We start from the raw sequence: 15,962 nt of genomic DNA, 5'->3' as shown, positions 1-15,962 counted from the left end.
TCGGGCTACTTCTGCAGCACCGACAGGTCCTCGTCCGCCTCCGGGACGGCCACCGTCCCCCGGTCGTCGGGGAGCGTCTGCACGGTGAACGCCGGGACACCGCCCTCCGCCGCTGCCAGGGCGCGGGCGCCGTAGACCGGGCCGCCGGAGACCGGCTCGACCGTGAGCGCGTACGTGCCCTTCAGTCCGGCGGGAACCGGGGGCTCGATGTCCTGGGTCGTGCCGGCCTTGATCGTGTACGTCTTCGACACCGGTGTGCCGCCCTCGCTGCCCGCCGAGGCGGTGACCTTGACGGTGGCCGCGCGCTCGGGGGCGGTCAGGGACAGCGTGCTGCCCTTGGCGCTGTTGTCGGCGGACGTCGCGCGCGTGCCCACGGGACGCGTGGCCGGGATGAACGCCGACTCCTGCCGGTCCCCCTTGCCGCGCACCACCTGCACGGCCGCCACCACCGGCACGGACCGGTCCGTCGGCGTCAGCACCAGGGAGCCGGCCTCGCCGCGGGTGACGTCGCCGAGGTCGACGGCGGTCGTCATGCCGCCCTTGACGTGCACGGTCTCGTGACCGGCCGGGGTGATCAGACCGGAGGGGGAGGCGAGGCGCACCTTGAGGTCCGCGTCGGCGTCGCCGGGGGCGAAGGCGACCAGGCGCACGGAGGTGGCGTCCTTGGGGATCCCGGGCAGCACGAGGCTGCCCGCGGGGTCGGCGGACGCCGCCAGCCAGTCGCCGCCGATCCTGTCGTCCAGGGCCTGCACGGCGGCGCCGACCCGCCCGCTGCGCACGTTCACGTGCACGGTGAGCCCGGACTGCTTCTCGGCGGTCAGGGTGGACAGCAGCACCGGGTCGGTGGAGTGCGGCTGGATGGTCAGGCCCTCCCCCACCGCCGACTTCAGGGTGCCGTCCTTGCCGTAGAGCTCGATGTCGACCACGGCGGCCGAGTCGTCGGGATTCGTCAGGTGGACGTAGTCGGTGCGGTCGGCCGCCGTGCTGACGCCCGGGAACCAGAAGTTCGTGTCGGGAGCGGTGCAGTTGACGCCCTGCAGGCCGCGGCCGGTCCCCGCGGCGACCTCGGTGGTCTCCTGGACCGTCCAGCCGGGTGCGAAGCGGCCGTCCGCGGTGCCGACCAGGGCGGGCGCCTCGGAGCCGGAGCTGTCCCCCGTGACGGGCTTGCCGGGCTCCTTGGGAGTCAGCACGGGCTTGTCGGTCTGCTTCCCGGGCTGCTTGCCGGTCTGCTTTCCGGTCTTGCCGTCGGACGCGCCGTCCTCCTCGCCCGCGGCCGGTCCGTCCGCCGACTGCTCGGCCGCCGCGCGCAGTTCGGCCTCGCCGTCGCCGCCGGTGCCCTTGGTGACGGGCGTGAAGGACGTGTAGGACGTCTCCGCGATCTCGGACGTGCTGGGCGCGGGGCACAGCAGGCTGGTGCGCTCCACGGGCAGTTGGGCGGCCGCCTCGGCGGTGGTCCGCGCGCCCGGGGCGTCCGGCTGGGACAGCGCGGCGAAGCCGGTGACGGCGGCGAGCGCGGTCGTGCCGGCGATCAGGGACAGGGTCGTGCGGTTCACTGCTGGCTCCCGTCGGGACGCTCACTGCCCGTGCCGTGGGGGTGGTGCTGCTGCGCCGGGTCGTACGGCGTGCCGTAGCCCTGGGTGTAGGCCTGGTCGTAGCCCTGCTGGTCGTACCCCTGCTGGTCGTAGGACGGGGCCTGGGGGCCGCCGCCGTACGCGTACGGGTCGTACTGGCCGCCCTGGTGCGGATCCGCCGGGTACTGCTGCCCGTAGGCGTCGGCCGGGTACGCGGCGTTGTTCTGGTACTGGTCGCCGTAGCCGGTGTACGCGCCGTCCGGGTAGCCGGTGGCGTCCCACTGGCCGTGGTTCTGCTGGGGGACGCTCGCCGGGGGCTGCTGGGGCTGCGCGGGCGGGAACTCCGGGGACTCCGCCGCCTGCGGGGACTCCGGGAACTCCTCGGGTCCGGGGGCGCCTTCCGCCTCGGCTTCGGCCTGGGCCCGCAGGCGGCGGGCGCGGCGGCCCTCCCCGGCCACGGCCTGGGCGGGCACGGCGGGCTCCTCGGGCAGGTCGTCGTCGATGTCGCGGCGCCGGCCGGGCAGGGCGAGCACCACGAGGACGAGGGCGAGCGCGCCCTGGGTCCACAGCCAGGCGGTGTGGCCGATCGGGTCGTCGTAGGTGACGTCCAGCCTGCCGCCGCCCGCGGGGAGTTCGAAGCCCTGGGCCCAGCCGTCGACCGTGGTGGGGGTCAGCGGCTTGCCGTCGAGGGTCGCGGTCCAGGCGTCGGAGGCGGTGTCGGCGAGACGCAGCACGCGCCCGTCGGCGCCGGCCGGGATCGTGGTGTGGATCTCGACGGGGCTCGCGGCGACCGGCTGGGGCGTGCCCGAGCCGGAGGCGGGGACGATCGTGGCGCGCGCGACCTCGCGGTCGATCCGCCACAGCGCCCCGCCGCTCTGCTGGCTGAGCCGGGTCAGGCCGGGCGTGGCGTCCAGGACGCGGGTGATCTCGCGGGGCGTGCCCTGGTGGACGAGGACGTAGCGCACGGCGAAGCCGCCGAGCTGGTCGGCCTGGTCGGCGCCGGAGCCGGCGACGAGGTTGGCGACGACCTTGTCGAGCCTGCTGTTCTCACCGTCGGCCGCGGCGATCTCGCCGTCGCCGAGCCGGGCCCCGGAGCCGCGCACCAGCATGTAGCCGACGTGGGCGCCGGAGTCGCTGTCGAGGACGAGGGTGCGGGCCTGGTCGCGGGTGCCGCTCTCCTCGGCGACGAACGCGGGGACCTGGACGGGGTCGCGCCGCTCCAGCGGTCCGTCGGCGCCGCGGATCATCCAGCCGGCGGCGATCAGCAGCGGGCCCGCGGCCGAGGCGAAGGCGATGAGGGCGGCGACCGGCTGGCGCCAGCCGAAGCTCTGCTCGGCCACGCGCGCGCGTGCCCCGTCGGCGCCGAGCGCGGCGGCCGCGAGGAGGGCGATGCCGTAGACCAGGGTCGCGGGGCCGGCCCAGGTGGAGCCGTTGGCCAGGACCGCGAAGACGAAGCCGGTCAGGGCGACCGTCCAGGCCGTCCGGACGGCCGCCTGGCGTTCCGAGCGCAGCAGGGCGGCGAGGGCGGCCAGCACGATGCCGATGAGCATGAGGCCGCTGACGGTGCCGGGACCGCCCGGGCTGGCGCCGAGCAGGTCCAGGGCGGAGGCCGCCGAGGGGCCGTACTCCAGGCCGGCCTCCCGGAAGAAGCCGAACGGGAGCAGCGTCAGCGACCAGGGCGCGAGGACCAGCAGGGGGGTGCCGAGCTGGGCGAGGAACCGCAGCCCGTAGGCCGGGAGGTCGGACCGGCGCAGGACCAGCACCCCGATTCCCAGCAGCAGCGCGATGGGCCACACGAGAGGCGTGAAGGCCGTGGTGACGGTCAGCAGCAGGGCGTACGCCCAGGTGGCGCGCCAGCTGCCGCGTGTGCCCGCGGGGTTGGCCAGGCCGCTCGCGGCGATGCCCGCGCGGGCGAGGAGCGGCAGCAGCACGGCCAGCACCGCCGTGCCGATGCGGCCGCCGGCGAGGGCGCCGGTGGCGGCGGGCAGGAAGGCGTAGACGACGGCCGCCCAGGCGCGCAGCAGCCGGGACTCGACCAGCGGGCGCGAGGCGAAGTAGGCGGTGAGTCCGGCCAGCGGCACCGAGCAGACGAGCAGGAGTGTGACGGCGAGGCCGGTCGAGCCGAACAGCAGGGACGCGAGCAGCGCCACGATCGCCACGTACGGGGGCGTGGCGGAGGTGCCGCCGGCGCCGACCGGGTGCCAGGCGTCCAGGTAACGCGCCCACAGCTCGCCGGAGTCGGCCGGGGCGGGCAGCAGCGCGCCGCCCGCGAGGGCGCCGCCGCCGAGCAGCGCGCGGCAGGCGACCAGGGAGACGAGCAGCAGCACCAGGAAGAGCACCGGGCCGGGCTTGCGCGCGATGCGCTTGAGCCGGGCGAACTGCTCGATCTCCAGGAAGTCGGCGTCGTCGCCGCCCGGGCCCGACTCGACGGCTCCGCCGTGCCGGCCGGCACCGGAGGTGACCTCCGGGTCGGAGCTGCCCACCAGGTTCCCGGCGACCTGCTCGACGGTGGCCCGGACGGTCACGCCGGGCGGCGGGAACAGCTGCCGCAGCTCGCCCTTGTCGATCTGCGGGGCGCCTCTGCCGCGCCGTCCGGCGAGGATCCGCTCGGGCCGCAGCAGGGTGCCCATCAGGCCGCGGATCTCGTCGACGGCCTGCCCGGGGACCTTGCCGACGAGGTAGGCGAGGGTCCGCAGCAGGGTGCCCAGCACGATCCGCAGCAGCACCCAGGGGAGCACGGCCGTACGGGAGTTGACCAGCAGGGTGTAGACGGCGCCGGCCTTGTCGACCTTGTGCGGGGAGGCGGCCGTGCGGCCCACGCAGTCGACCGTGCGGCGCTCGCGGGAGGCCGCCTCGGCGTGCCGGACGACCGCCTCGGGAGCGACGAGGACGCGGTAGCCGGCCGCGTGCGCGCGCCAGCACAGGTCGACGTCGTCGCGCATGAGGGGCAGGTGCCGGTCGAAGCCGCCGAGCTGCTCGAAGACGTCGCGGCGGACGAGCATGCCGGCGGTGGACACCGACAGCACGGGCCGGACGTGGTCGTGCTGGCCCTGATCCTGCTCGCGGCGGTCCAGGCCGGTCCAGCGGCGGCCGGAGTGGGCGATGGTGACGCCGACCTCCAGCAGCTGCCGCCGGTCGTACCAGCCGCGCAGTTTGGGACCGACGACGGCGACGTCCTCGCGGCCCAGCTCGTACTCGTTGTCCACGACCCGCAGCAGCTGGGCCAGGGCGTCGGGCTCGGGGGCGCAGTCGTCGTGCAGCAGCCAGAGCCACTGGACCGGCTCGCCGTGCGGGAGCTCGGGCAGGTCGTAGGCGTCGTCGCGCCACGAGCGCGTGACGGGGTCCCAGCCGCTGGGCCGCTTCAGGTACGGCAGTTCTTCCGGGGTGAGGTGCGGGGCCGTGCGGTCGCACTCCTCGACGGCCTGGCCGAAGCCCGTGCGGCGGGCCAGGTGCAGCACGCGGTCGGCGCCGAGGGCGTCGGTGACCAGCTGGGCGGAGTCGTCCGCGCTGCCGGTGTCGGCTCCCATCGCGTACTGGACGGGCCGCTCCTGGCCGAGCAGCCCGGCGAGCGCGTCGGGCAGCCAGCGGGCGCCGTCGTGGGAGACGAGGACCGCGGTCACCACATGACGCGGGAACTCAGGTGTGGCAGCGCTGTCGTGATGAGCTGCCGGGTGGCTGTGCACGGACATCGAGGTACGGGCCCCGGTTCGGTGGACTGCGGTGGACGCCCGCGACCGGTGGGGGCAGCGTGGCGTCTCGGACGAGCGACCACACTATCGGCTGCGCAACAAGGGGGCCCGCCGCCTGTGGACAACCCACCGGCGACGGGCCGTTCACGCTGAGGGCCTCTTCAGACGGCGGCCTTCTTCAGCCGGCGGCGCTCCCGCTCGGACAGGCCGCCCCAGATGCCGAAGCGCTCGTCGTTGGCGAGGGCGTACTCGAGGCACTCGGAGCGGACCTCGCAGGCGAGGCAGACCTTCTTGGCCTCCCGGGTCGAGCCGCCCTTCTCGGGGAAGAAGGACTCGGGGTCGGTCTGGGCGCACAGTGCGCGCTCCTGCCAGCCGAGTTCCTCGTCCGCGTCGTCGACCAGCAGTTGCTGCACCGTCTCGGTCATGTGCGCCCCTCGTCTGTCTTTCGCGTCCCCGTGATCTAGCCGTTACCGATTCCGGCTGAACGACACGAGTGAAATTACAAGTGTGCTGCTCCGGGCGAGTCAAGCCGAGATCTGCTATTGAGCCCCTTATTCACTCTGCGGAACCAAGCCCATGCGGAAAGTGTTCAAATCACCATAAAACCTGACACACGGACAGAGCCCCGCAGGGCTCACACCGTCCGCCGGACCCCTCGCAGACCTCTACGGAGAAGGACGCCCAGGAGTTCGATCTCGTTCCGACACGCCCCGCGAAGCGAACCGGATCACAGTCGGATCACGAGTACGCAACGGGGTTTGTCCGCCCGGATGGACGCCATGTGTCCCGGCAAGGGCATGAACAAACCTTTCATCTGAGCGATCGACCGGATGAGGTGAACCTCATCCCACATACCGGGTGTCGAGTTGACAGTGCGGGTGTGAACCGGTGTCCTTGTGGGCATGCTCGCGAACTTGGCGCTCACCACGACCCGCACCGCCGGGTCCTTCGGTGCTGCCCGCGCTCGCTGTAGCTGTTGCTGTTCCAGCTGTTGAGCCCCACCCGCTCCAGCTGAAGGCCCGGGCCACCCGTCTCCCCGGCCGCCGTTCCCTCTGACCTTCTTTTTCACTGAGGAACCACCACCCCCCATGAACAGCGACAGCGACCTCCAGATCGCCGGCGACATCCTCGAGGTGACGCACCTGCTCCAGGCCCCGCGGGAGCACCCCTCCACCGTCGCCGAGTTCGTCGGCCTCGCCCGTGCCATCGCCGAGGACCGCGCCCAGTGGGAGCACCTCGTCCGCTACGACGCGACCAGCCGCTGGTACCACCGGCTGCGCACCGGCCCGGGCTTCGAGGTGTGGCTGCTGTCCTGGGTGCCCGGGCAGGGCAGCGGGCTGCACGACCACGGCCGTTCCTCCGGGGTGCTGACCGTGCTGGACGGCATGCTGACCGAGCGTACGGAGCGGGGCACACGCGCCTTGCGGGCGGGCGCGCAGCGCGTGTTCGCGCCGGGGTACGTGCACGAGGTGGTGAACGACGCACTGGAGCCGGCGGTGAGTCTGCACGTGTACCACCCGGGGCTGACGGAGATGCCGATGCACACGGCTCCGCACTGCGAGGCCCGCACCGAGCCTCGCGCCCTCACGGCCTGACCGGTCCGCGTCGCGGTTGTCCACAGCCGCGCACCGGTTGTCGCGGGCGCCTGCAAGACTGGCTCCCATGCGCATTGTGGTTCTGGCAGGCGGCATCGGTGGTGCCCGGTTCCTGCGTGGTCTGAAGCGGGCCGTGCCCGACGCGGACATCACGGTCGTCGGCAACACCGGGGACGACATCCACCTCTTCGGGCTGAAGGTCTGCCCGGACCTCGACACGGTGATGTACACGCTCGGCGGCGGCATCAACGAGGAGCAGGGCTGGGGCCGGGCCGACGAGACCTTCCATCTGAAGGAGGAGCTCGGGGCGTACGGCGTCGGGCCCGAGTGGTTCGGCCTCGGCGACCGGGACTTCGCCACGCACATCGTGCGGACGCAGATGATCGGCGCCGGGTATCCGCTGAGCGCGGTGACACAGGCGCTGTGCGACCGGTGGCAGCCGGGCGTGCGGCTGATCCCCATGACCGACGACCGGGTCGAGACCCATGTGGCGGTCGAGCTCGACGGCGAGCGCAAGGCGATCCACTTCCAGGAGTACTGGGTGCGGCTGCGCGCCTCGGTGCCCGCGCAGGCGGTCGTGCCGGTCGGCGCCGACCAGGCCAAGCCCGCGCCGGGCGTCCTGGAGGCCATCGCCGAGGCGGACGTCATCCTGTTCCCGCCGTCCAACCCGGTCGTGTCGATCGGCACGATCCTCGCGGTGCCCGGCATCCGCGAGGCGATCGCCGACGCCGGGGTGCCGGTGATCGGCCTGTCCCCCATCGTCGGCGACGCGCCCGTGCGGGGCATGGCCGACAAGGTGCTGGCCGCGGTGGGCGTGGAGTCGACCGCGACGGCGGTGGCCGAGCACTACGGCTCGGGCCTGCTGGACGGCTGGCTCGTCGACACGGTCGACGCGGCAGCGGTGGAGCGGGTCGAGGCGGCCGGGATCCGCTGCCGGGCCGTGCCGCTGATGATGACCGACGCCGACGCGACCGCGCGGATGGCCCGGGAGGCGCTGGCCCTGGCGGAGGAGGTGCGCGGCGCGTGAGCGGTGCGGAGCGGCGCACCGGCGGATACCGGGTGTGGGCCGTGCAGGGGCTGCCCGAGGTCGCCGCCGGGGACGATCTGGCCAAGCTGATAGCCGCCGCCGAGCCGGGCCTGGCCGACGGGGACGTCCTGCTGGTCACGTCGAAGATCGTCTCCAAGGCGGAGGGCCGGATCGTCCGGGCGGCGGACCGGGAGGCCGCGATCGACGCGGAGACGGTCCGGGTGGTGGCCCGCCGGGGGACCTTGCGGATCGTGGAGAACCGGCAGGGCCTGGTCATGGCCGCGGCCGGGGTCGACGCCTCCAACACCCCGTCCGGCACGGTGCTGTTGCTGCCCGAGGACCCGGACGCGTCGGCCCGCGCCCTGCGCGCGGGGCTGCGCGACGCCCTCGGTGTCGACGTCGGGGTCGTCGTGACCGACACGTTCGGGCGGCCCTGGCGTGCCGGGCTGACGGACGTCGCGATCGGCGCCGCCGGAGTGCGGGTGCTCGACGACCTTCGCGGGGGCACGGACGCCCACGGCAACCCGCTCAGCGCCACCGTCGTCGCCACGGCCGACGAACTCGCCGCCGCCGGCGACCTCGTCAAGGGCAAGTCCGCCGGGCTGCCCGTCGCGGTGGTGCGCGGACTGCCCCACGTCGTGGCGGAGGACGACGGGGAGGGCGCACGCGCCCTGGTGCGCGGCGCCCGCGACGACATGTTCCGCCTCGGCACGTCGGAGGCGGTACGGCTGGCGGTGACCCAGCGGCGCACGGTCCGGGCCTTCACGGACGAGCCCGTCGACCCCGGTGCCGTGCGGCGGGCGGTGGCCGCGGCCGTGACCGCGCCGGCTCCGCACCACACCACGCCGTGGCGGTTCGTACTGCTGGAGTCCCAGGAGTCCCGGACGCGGCTGCTGGACGCCATGCGCGAGGCGTGGATCGCCGACCTGCGGCGGGACGGCAAGTCGGAGGAGTCGATCGCCAAGCGGGTGCGGCGCGGGGACGTCCTGCGCAACGCGCCCTGCCTCGTCGTCCCCTGCCTGGTCATGGACGGCTCGCACACGTACGGGGACGCGCGGCGGGACGGGGCGGAGCGGGAGATGTTCGTCGTCGCCGCGGGCGCCGGCGTGCAGAACTTCCTGGTCGCGCTGGCCGGGGAGCGGCTGGGGTCGGCGTGGGTGTCCTCGACGATGTTCTGCCGGGACGTGGTGCGCGAGGTGCTCGGCCTGCGGGCGGACTGGGACCCGATGGGCGCGGTCGCGGTGGGACATCCGGCGGAGGAACCGCGGCCGCGGGCGGAGCGGGACGCCGGGGCGTTCATCGAGGTGCGGTGAGGGTGGGGTGAGCGGTACCGGCGGGCGCCTACCCTCGTAGGGCCCCCCTCCGGTCATCCGGCACCTCGATCAGGGACGTCATCCATGGCAGGCCGCTTCTCCCCCAGACCGCCCCTCCCCCACGGCCCGACAGGCGTGGGGAGTACCCGCACGACCGTGCGCGGCGGGCAGGTCGCCGTGGCCGGAGGCATACCGCGGCAGGCGGCGGGGCCCGGGCGGGTGCGGGAGTGGGTGCCGGACGGGCCGCTGGATCTCGGGCTGGTGCTCGGGCCGTTGCGGCGCGGGCCGGGCGATCCCACGTTCCGGGCGATGCCCGACGGGTCCGTGTGGCGGGCCGCCCTGACGCCGGCCGGAGCGGGGACGCTCCGGGTGTCGGCGGCCGGTGGCCGGGTCCGCGGGGAGGCCTGGGGGCCGGGGGCGGAGTGGTTGCTGGAGGGTTTGCCGGAGCTGCTCGGGGCGGCCGACGATCCGTCGGCGTTCGTGCCGCGGCACCGGCTGCTGGCGGTGACACGGCACCGGCGGCCGGGGTTGCGGCTGACGCGGACCGGGCTGGTGATGGAGTCGCTGATCCCGTCGATCCTGGAGCAGAAGGTCACGACCGACGAGGCGTACCGGGCGTGGCGGCTGCTGGTGCGCGCCTACGGGGAGCCCGCGCCGGGGCCCGCGCCCGGGCGGATACACGTGATGCCGGCGCCGCGGACCTGGGCTCTGATCCCGTCCTGGGAGTGGCACCGCGCCGGGGTCGACAACAAGCGGGCGTCGACGATCCTGCGGGCCGTCCGGGTCGCCGCGCGGCTGGAGGAGGCCGTGCGGATGGAGCCGGTGGCGGCCCGGGCGCGGCTGGAGGTCGTGCCGGGGGTGGGGCCGTGGACGTCGGCGGAGACGGTGCAGCGCAGTCACGGCGCGGCCGACGAGGTGACCGTGGGGGATGTGCATCTGCCGGGCATCGTGGGGTGGGCGCTGGCCGGGGACCGGGATGCGGACGACTCCGTGATGCTCCGGCTGCTGGAGCCGTACGCGGGTCAGCGGCATCGGGCGGCCCGGTTGATCCTGCTGAGCGGGCGGGTGCCGGCGCGCAGGGCGCCGAAGATGCCGCGGTGGGACATCGGGCGGATCTGAGGATCCGCCCGGCCCACGGGCCCCGGCCCACGGGCCCCGGCCCACGGTTCCCGATTCTCGGCCCACGGTTCCCGGCGCCCGGTCCACGGCGCCCGGCGCCCGGTCCACGGCCCACGGCCCACGGACGGCCCACGGCCCACGGTGCCCGGTCCGCGGGCCCGGGGCCCCGGGCCCCGCGTCCGTGCTACTGGTCCGACGAGAAGCGGACCGCGCCCGCTGGGATGCGGGCGTCGCACCATATGCGGGCGCCGTCCCGGAGTTCGTTGTCCGGGCCGATCACCGCGCCGTCGCCGATGACCGTGCCCGTGAGGACCGACCGCTCGCCGACGCGGGCCCGGGTGCCGATGAGGGAGTCGGTGACGACCGCGCCGGGCTCGATGACCGCGCCCGGCAGGATCGTGCTGCCGAAGACGCGCGCGCCCTCGGCGACGAACGCGCCCTCGCCCACGACCGTGCCGCCGGCCAGCTTGGCGTCGGCCGCGACCGTCGCCGTCGGCAGGACCAGGCGGTCGCCGCAGCGGCCGGGGACCGCGGGGGACGGGGCCCTGCCCAGGACCAGGTCCGCCGAGCCGCGGACGAAGGCCGCCGGGGTGCCCAGGTCCAGCCAGTACGTCGAGTCGACCATGCCCTGCAGGTGGGCCCCGGCCGACAGCAGGTCCGGGAAGGTCTCCCGCTCCACCGACACCGGCCGGCCCTGCGGGATCGTGTCGATGACCGAGCGGCGGAAGACGTAGGCCCCCGCGTTGATCTGGTCGGTGACGATCTCCTCGGGCGTCTGCGGCTTCTCCAGGAACGCCAGCACCCTGCCCGTGTCGTCGGTGGGGACCAGGCCGTACGCCCGTGGGTCGGTGACCTTCGTCAGGTGCAGGGAGACGTCCGCGCCCGATGACGCGTGGGTGTCGACCAGGGCCCGGATGTCCAGGCCCGTCAGGATGTCGCCGTTGAAGATCAGGACCGGGTCGTCCGGGCCGGAGTGCAGCCGGGAGGCGACGTTGCGGATGGCGCCGCCGGTGCCGAGCGGCTCCTCCTCCGTCACGTACTCCAGGTGCAGGCCCAGCGCGGAGCCGTCCCCGAAGTACGGTTCGAAGACCTCGGCCAGGTAGGACGTGGCCAGGACGATGTGCTCGACACCCGCCGCTCTCGCTCTCGCCAGCTGGTGCGTGAGGAAGGGCACCCCGGCCGCCGGGACCATGGGCTTGGGCGTGTGCACCGTGAGCGGGCGCAGCCGGGTGCCCTTGCCGCCGACCAGGAGGATGGCTTCTGTCACGTGTCGTCTCTGCTTCCTGCCGGGACCGGCCGAACTGTCTTTCGGCCGGTCAGTGTATGCAGACCGTTCCGTGGCGCCTTCGCTGGCCGTGCGGCATTCCGCCCCATGCCCCCGCATGCCCCCCGACGGCGGTCGAACGTGTACTCAGCGGCCCTGGTACCGCGCCGCCTTGGAGCGGGCCGAGCCGAGCTTGCCGTAGAGCTTCCGTCCCGGGCACTCCGTCTTGAAGCCGTCCCGGTGCCCGGAGATCACGTTGAGTCGTACCTTCTTGCCTTTGCTGTGCAGATTGCTGCCGGCCGACTTCAGGTAAGTCTTTCCCTTCGGATTCACCCGGTACAGCCCCAGCTTCCACGCGGTCAGCCGGGCGACGGCCTTGACCGCGGCCTTCGACGGCTTCTTCGTGTCGTACGACCCGAGGACGGCGATCCCCATGCTGTTGCTGTTGAAACCAAGGGTGTGGGCGCCGAGGACCGGTCGTGCCACGCCCCCGGCGCGGCCCTCGTAGATCTTTCCGCACTTGTCGATGACGAAGTTGTAGCCGATGTCCCGCCAGCCCATGCTCCTGACGTGGTAGCGGTAGATACTGCGGATGAGTGAAGGGACCTGCGAGCAGCTGTAGTTGTTGCCGCTGGCGGTGTGGTGCACGAAGGCCGCCCGGACCTTCTTGGTGTACCGGAAGCCACTCTCCCGCAACCCCTCGTCCGCTCCCCAGCCGCGTCGCGTGACGATGCCCGGGCGCGGGCCGATGTACGGCTTGGCCTGCTGCTGCCCCGCCGGCGCGCCGGCGTTGAGCGCGAGGAACTCCCGCTCGGTCTCCGCCCGGTTCAGGGCCGCGATCTCGGTGGCGCCCAGGGGGGCGAGGTCGGCGTTGACGGCGGAGGCCTCGGCGGCGGCGGAGTTCTCCCCGGCGAGGGCGGCGGTGCGGGGGCCGTCCGCGAAGGCGCCGGGCGGCGCGGCCTCGTCGCCCGGGTCGACGAGTTCGAGCCGCAGGCCGGACGGGAGGGGAGGCGCGGCGGGCAGGGTGCGGGCGCCCGTGCCGTGCTGCGCGGAGCCGGATTCCGCGCGGCCGGCCTCGGAGCGGACCCGCAGTTCCACGCCGTCGGAGTCGCCCACCCACAGCGGGGCGGTGGCGCCGCGGACGCGGCCCGAGGCGCTCTCGGGGGTGCCCCGGTCGGCGCCGTGGTCGGCGTTGTGCGTCTGCAGGTCCTGCCAGCCGGACCAGGTGCCGGTGTCCGCGGCGCGGGTGCGGACCTGGACGCGGCCGTGCAGTTCGGCCTCGGGGTCGTCCCAGACCACGCCGACGAGGGAGAAGTGGCGTACGGCGCGGGGGCGCAGGCCATGTTCGGTGGCGGGGGCGGAGGGGGTGGCGCGGTTGCGGGTCAAGGGCTGGAGGGGGAGCGACTGGGTGCTGCCGGGGGTGGCCGCGTGGGCCGCGCGCCGGGTGGTCGTGGTGGCGGCCGGGGTCCCCGCGTGGGGCGCGTGTCTCGCGCTCGCCGCGGCTTCCGTGGTCGGCACCGGTCTCGCGGTCGCCGCGAGGGCGGGCGGGGTGAGGGGAAGGGCCAGAGCGGCCGCACAGGTGACACCGATCGAGGAAGCAAGGAATCCACGCATGCCCCTGATCTTGGACATAGTCGTATAAGTCTGTCCATTTGGGATTTGACGGGCCGTCGGCAGCGTTCGGCCGAACCGGTGGCGGATCCGGGGCGGGGCGGTGGCCGGGCCGCTGGGCGGCGGGGGGCGCGCCGCGTACGCTTGCGCGGGTGAACGCCACCGATCGCACCCCTGCCGACCTGCTGGCTTCCGCGCTCGCCGCGGATCCGGGACGCCCCCTGGTGACCTTCTACGACGACGCCACGGGCGAACGGGTCGAACTGTCCGTGGCCACCTTCGCCAATTGGGTGGCCAAGACCTCGAACCTCCTCCAGGACGAGCTGTCCGCCGAGCCCGGGGACCGGGTGGCGCTGCTGCTGCCGGCGCACTGGCAGACGGCGGTGTGGCTGCTGGCCTGTGCCTCGGTGGGGGTCGTCGCCGACGTGACGGGGGACGTGCGCTCCGCCGACGTGGTGGTGAGCGGGCCGGACCGGCTGGAGGCGGCGCGGGCCTGTTCCGGGGCCCGGATCGCGCTGGCGCTGCGGCCGCTCGGCGGGCGGTTCCCGCAGACGCCCGAGGGGTTCGTCGACTACGCGGTGGAGGTGCCGGGCCAGGGCGACCGCTTCGTGCCGTACGCGCCGGTGGACCCGGAGGGGCCCGCGCTGATCGTGGCGGGGCGGGAGTTCAGCGGGGCCGAGGTCGTGGAGCGGGCGCGGGCCGAGGCGACGGGGCTGGGGCTGACCGGGCCCGGCTCCCGCATCCTGTCGGGCCTCCCCTACGACACGTGGGAGGGGCTGAACGCGGGGCTGTACGCGCCCCTGGCCACGGGTGGTTCGGTGGTGCTGTGCCGCAATCTGGACCAGGCGGCCGACGGGGCGCTGGACAAGCGGGTGGAGAGCGAGCGGGTCACCACCATCGCCCGGTAGGACGTGCGGGGCCGCCGGGCCGGGTTCCGTGCGGGGGGCTCCCCCGGGTGCCCCGGCCCCTCCCCCGTCCGGCCCAGCCCGATCCCGCCCCCGTCGCCCATCCACGCCATCGTCGTAGGAGCACCGCGCGTGGGACGTGCCGGCGACAGGAGGGGTGGTTGCTGCCGTGGGCTACAGGGTCGGGCCGGGCGTGGGCGCGTCCGCCAGCGGGCGCGGGCTGCTGCGGCGGCGCCGGGCGCGGTGGGTGCGGATCGCGGCGCTCGTGGCCGTCGGCCTCCTCGTGGCGGGCGTGGCCGCGGGGTGGGCCGTGTACGCGAAGCTCAGCGGGAACATCACCCCCGACGAGGCGGCCGCGGAAGAGCTCAGGCGGTACGAGAAGGAGCGGCCCACCTCGCTGGTCAAGGACGCGCGCAACATCCTGCTGATCGGCTCGGACTCCCGCCACGGCGACGACAACGCCCGCTACGGGCGCGACTCGGGCACCGAGCGGTCGGACACCACGATCCTGCTGCATCTGTCGGCGGGGCGGCGCAGCGCCACCGCCGTCTCCCTGCCCCGGGACCTGATGGTGAACCTGCCGGGCTGCCGGCGCCGGGACGGTTCGCGCAGCGCGCCGCGGTTCGCCATGTTCAACCAGGCGTTCCAGATGGGCGGCTCGGCCTGCACCATCCGCACCGTCGAGAAGCTCACCGCCATCCGCGTCGACCACCACGTCGTCGTCGACTTCCACGGCTTCAAGGAGATGGTCGACGCCGTCGACGGTGTCGAGGTGTGCCTGCGGGAGCCGATCGACGACCGGGCCGCCAAGCTGCGGCTGCCCGCCGGGCGGGTCACGCTCGACGGCGAGCAGGCCCTCGGCTACGTCCGCGCCCGCAAATCCCTGGGCGACGGCAGCGACACGGAGCGCATGGAACGGCAGCAACGATTCCTCGGAGCGCTCGTCAACAAGGTGCGCAGCAATGACGTCCTGCTGAATCCCGCCAAGCTGTATCCTGTGCTGGACGCGGCCACGTCCTCTCTCACCACCGACCCGGATCTGGCGAGTCTGCGCGGCTTGTACGAACTCGTGCGCGGTCTGCGCGACATCCCCATGGAACAAGTGCAATTCCTGACCGTCCCCCGGGAGTCGTACGCGTACGACGCCAATCGCGACCAACTCGTGGAACCCGAGGCGGACCGCCTGTTCGAGCGGCTGCGGACGGACGCGCCGGTGGTGATCGCGCGGGACGTGCCGCGTGGTTCCGCCCCCTTGCGGCCCACCCATTCCCATGACGGGTCGTACGCGGATTCGCATGCGGGGCCGTTCTCCACCCCCGTCGTCACCGTTTCTCCTCCCCCGACGTTCGAGGGGAACACGGCGGCCGAGGACTCCTGTGAGTAAAGCGGGCCCCAAGGCAACTTCAACGTAACGAACTCTTCACCCGAGAAATGGGCGAATTGCCCAGGTGTAGGGACGTGGAATTTGTCACCGCCGTCGCTCTGCACTGAAGTGGGCGGTTAGTGTGAGCGATCCGGTGCGACCGGCTCTGAGGAACGGTCCTGAGGTCGCGCACTGTGTGACCGAGACCCGGGCGCCTTGGTGGGGGAGGCGCCGCGTGCCCCGACGGAGGAAACAGACAACCGTGGACGCGCAAGGCCGTGGGCGGGCGGACGACATCGACCCCGCAGACCAGTGGGTGCTCAACCCGAACACCGGCGAATACGAACTGCGACTGTCCGCTTCCCCACCGCAGTCGGGCGTGCCCTCGCCGCGCAGGCCGCACGCGGCCGACGCGGGCCCGCGGCCGCGCTCCCGCACGGAGGCACCCGGCCGCTCCGGCAGCGCGGCGTCCGGCCGTTCGCGGCCCGAGACGCCCGGCCGCGCG

At 74.0% G+C, this 15,962-nt stretch carries 11 protein-coding genes and 1 pseudogene; 7 read left to right on the top strand and 5 right to left on the bottom strand.

Annotated elements, in window-relative coordinates:
• Window positions 1-5: 5 nt before the first annotated feature.
• The 3 genes from CHR28_RS36155 to CHR28_RS36145 form a co-directional block, all read right to left on the bottom strand.
• The gene (locus CHR28_RS36155; protein WP_094057961.1) at window positions 6-1,553 is read right to left on the bottom strand and encodes a DUF5719 family protein; all 1,548 of its coding nucleotides are present in this window, start codon (window positions 1,551-1,553) and stop codon (window positions 6-8) included.
• Complete coding sequence (locus tag CHR28_RS36150) at window positions 1,550-5,260, bottom strand: glycosyltransferase family 2 protein (RefSeq protein WP_094057960.1); 3,711 nt, start codon at window positions 5,258-5,260, stop codon at window positions 1,550-1,552. Before CHR28_RS36150 ends, CHR28_RS36155 begins: the two co-directional genes overlap by 4 nt.
• A gap of 161 nt (window positions 5,261-5,421) precedes the next feature.
• Entirely contained in the window at window positions 5,422-5,685 is a 264-nt protein-coding gene (locus CHR28_RS36145) for a WhiB family transcriptional regulator (protein WP_010034659.1), read from the bottom strand.
• A gap of 663 nt (window positions 5,686-6,348) precedes the next feature.
• On the opposite strand from CHR28_RS36145, the gene CHR28_RS36135 reads away from it, so the two are divergent.
• From CHR28_RS36135 to CHR28_RS36120, 4 genes are all read left to right on the top strand, one after another.
• Window positions 6,349-6,855: a cysteine dioxygenase gene (locus CHR28_RS36135; RefSeq protein WP_094057958.1), complete on the top strand. Its 507-nt coding sequence runs from the start codon at window positions 6,349-6,351 to the stop codon at window positions 6,853-6,855.
• 67 nt (window positions 6,856-6,922) lie between these two features.
• Window positions 6,923-7,882: a 2-phospho-L-lactate transferase gene (cofD, locus tag CHR28_RS36130; protein ID WP_094057957.1), complete on the top strand. Its 960-nt coding sequence runs from the start codon at window positions 6,923-6,925 to the stop codon at window positions 7,880-7,882.
• Window positions 7,879-9,195: a coenzyme F420-0:L-glutamate ligase gene (locus CHR28_RS36125; protein ID WP_094057956.1), complete on the top strand. Its 1,317-nt coding sequence runs from the start codon at window positions 7,879-7,881 to the stop codon at window positions 9,193-9,195. The genes cofD and CHR28_RS36125 overlap by 4 nt, the downstream gene beginning before the upstream one ends.
• Before the next feature lie 84 nt (window positions 9,196-9,279).
• A complete protein-coding gene (locus CHR28_RS36120) occupies window positions 9,280-10,314 on the top strand; it encodes a DNA-3-methyladenine glycosylase family protein (RefSeq protein ID WP_179272686.1) in 1,035 nt (344 codons plus the stop codon).
• A gap of 184 nt (window positions 10,315-10,498) precedes the next feature.
• Here CHR28_RS36120 and CHR28_RS36115 read toward each other — a convergent pair whose 3' ends face one another.
• Window positions 10,499-11,581, bottom strand: a complete 1,083-nt coding sequence (locus CHR28_RS36115; protein ID WP_094057954.1) for a sugar phosphate nucleotidyltransferase — start codon at window positions 11,579-11,581, stop codon at window positions 10,499-10,501.
• Window positions 11,582-11,725: 144 nt separating this feature from the next.
• Complete coding sequence (locus tag CHR28_RS36110) at window positions 11,726-13,192, bottom strand: peptidoglycan recognition protein family protein (RefSeq protein WP_094057972.1); 1,467 nt, start codon at window positions 13,190-13,192, stop codon at window positions 11,726-11,728.
• A gap of 149 nt (window positions 13,193-13,341) precedes the next feature.
• Here CHR28_RS36110 and CHR28_RS36105 point away from each other — a divergent pair, with 149 nt between their 5' ends.
• From CHR28_RS36105 to CHR28_RS38020, 3 genes and pseudogenes are all read left to right on the top strand, one after another.
• On the top strand, window positions 13,342-14,097 hold the full coding sequence (locus CHR28_RS36105; RefSeq protein ID WP_094057953.1) for a TIGR03089 family protein: 756 nt from the start codon (window positions 13,342-13,344) through the stop codon (window positions 14,095-14,097).
• A gap of 166 nt (window positions 14,098-14,263) precedes the next feature.
• Window positions 14,264-15,478, top strand: coding sequence for an LCP family protein (locus CHR28_RS36100; protein ID WP_256984599.1), 1,215 nt, complete (start codon window positions 14,264-14,266; stop codon window positions 15,476-15,478).
• Window positions 15,479-15,719: 241 nt separating this feature from the next.
• Window positions 15,720-15,962, top strand: a pseudogene (locus CHR28_RS38020) (LCP family protein); the annotation flags it as partial.

It is taken from the genome of Streptomyces sp. XY006 (assembly GCF_002237655.1).
GTDB classification, from domain to species: domain Bacteria; phylum Actinomycetota; class Actinomycetes; order Streptomycetales; family Streptomycetaceae; genus Streptomyces; species Streptomyces levis.
The sequence above is the reverse complement of the archived record's forward strand: the minus strand, read 5'-3'. Positions and strand labels throughout refer to the sequence as shown.

What these genes read in the sequence shown, in the direction of transcription:
- CHR28_RS36150 (WP_094057960.1), bottom strand. Translation starts at nt 5,260, where the DNA reads ATGTCCGTGCACAGCCACCCGGCAGCTCATCACGACAGCGCTGCCACA.
- CHR28_RS36110 (WP_094057972.1), bottom strand. Translation starts at nt 13,192, where the DNA reads ATGCGTGGATTCCTTGCTTCCTCGATCGGTGTCACCTGTGCGGCCGCT.
- CHR28_RS36120 (WP_179272686.1), top strand. Translation starts at nt 9,280, where the DNA reads ATGGCAGGCCGCTTCTCCCCCAGACCGCCCCTCCCCCACGGCCCGACA.
- cofD (WP_094057957.1), top strand. Translation starts at nt 6,923, where the DNA reads ATGCGCATTGTGGTTCTGGCAGGCGGCATCGGTGGTGCCCGGTTCCTG.
- CHR28_RS36145 (WP_010034659.1), bottom strand. Translation starts at nt 5,685, where the DNA reads ATGACCGAGACGGTGCAGCAACTGCTGGTCGACGACGCGGACGAGGAA.
- CHR28_RS36135 (WP_094057958.1), top strand. Translation starts at nt 6,349, where the DNA reads ATGAACAGCGACAGCGACCTCCAGATCGCCGGCGACATCCTCGAGGTG.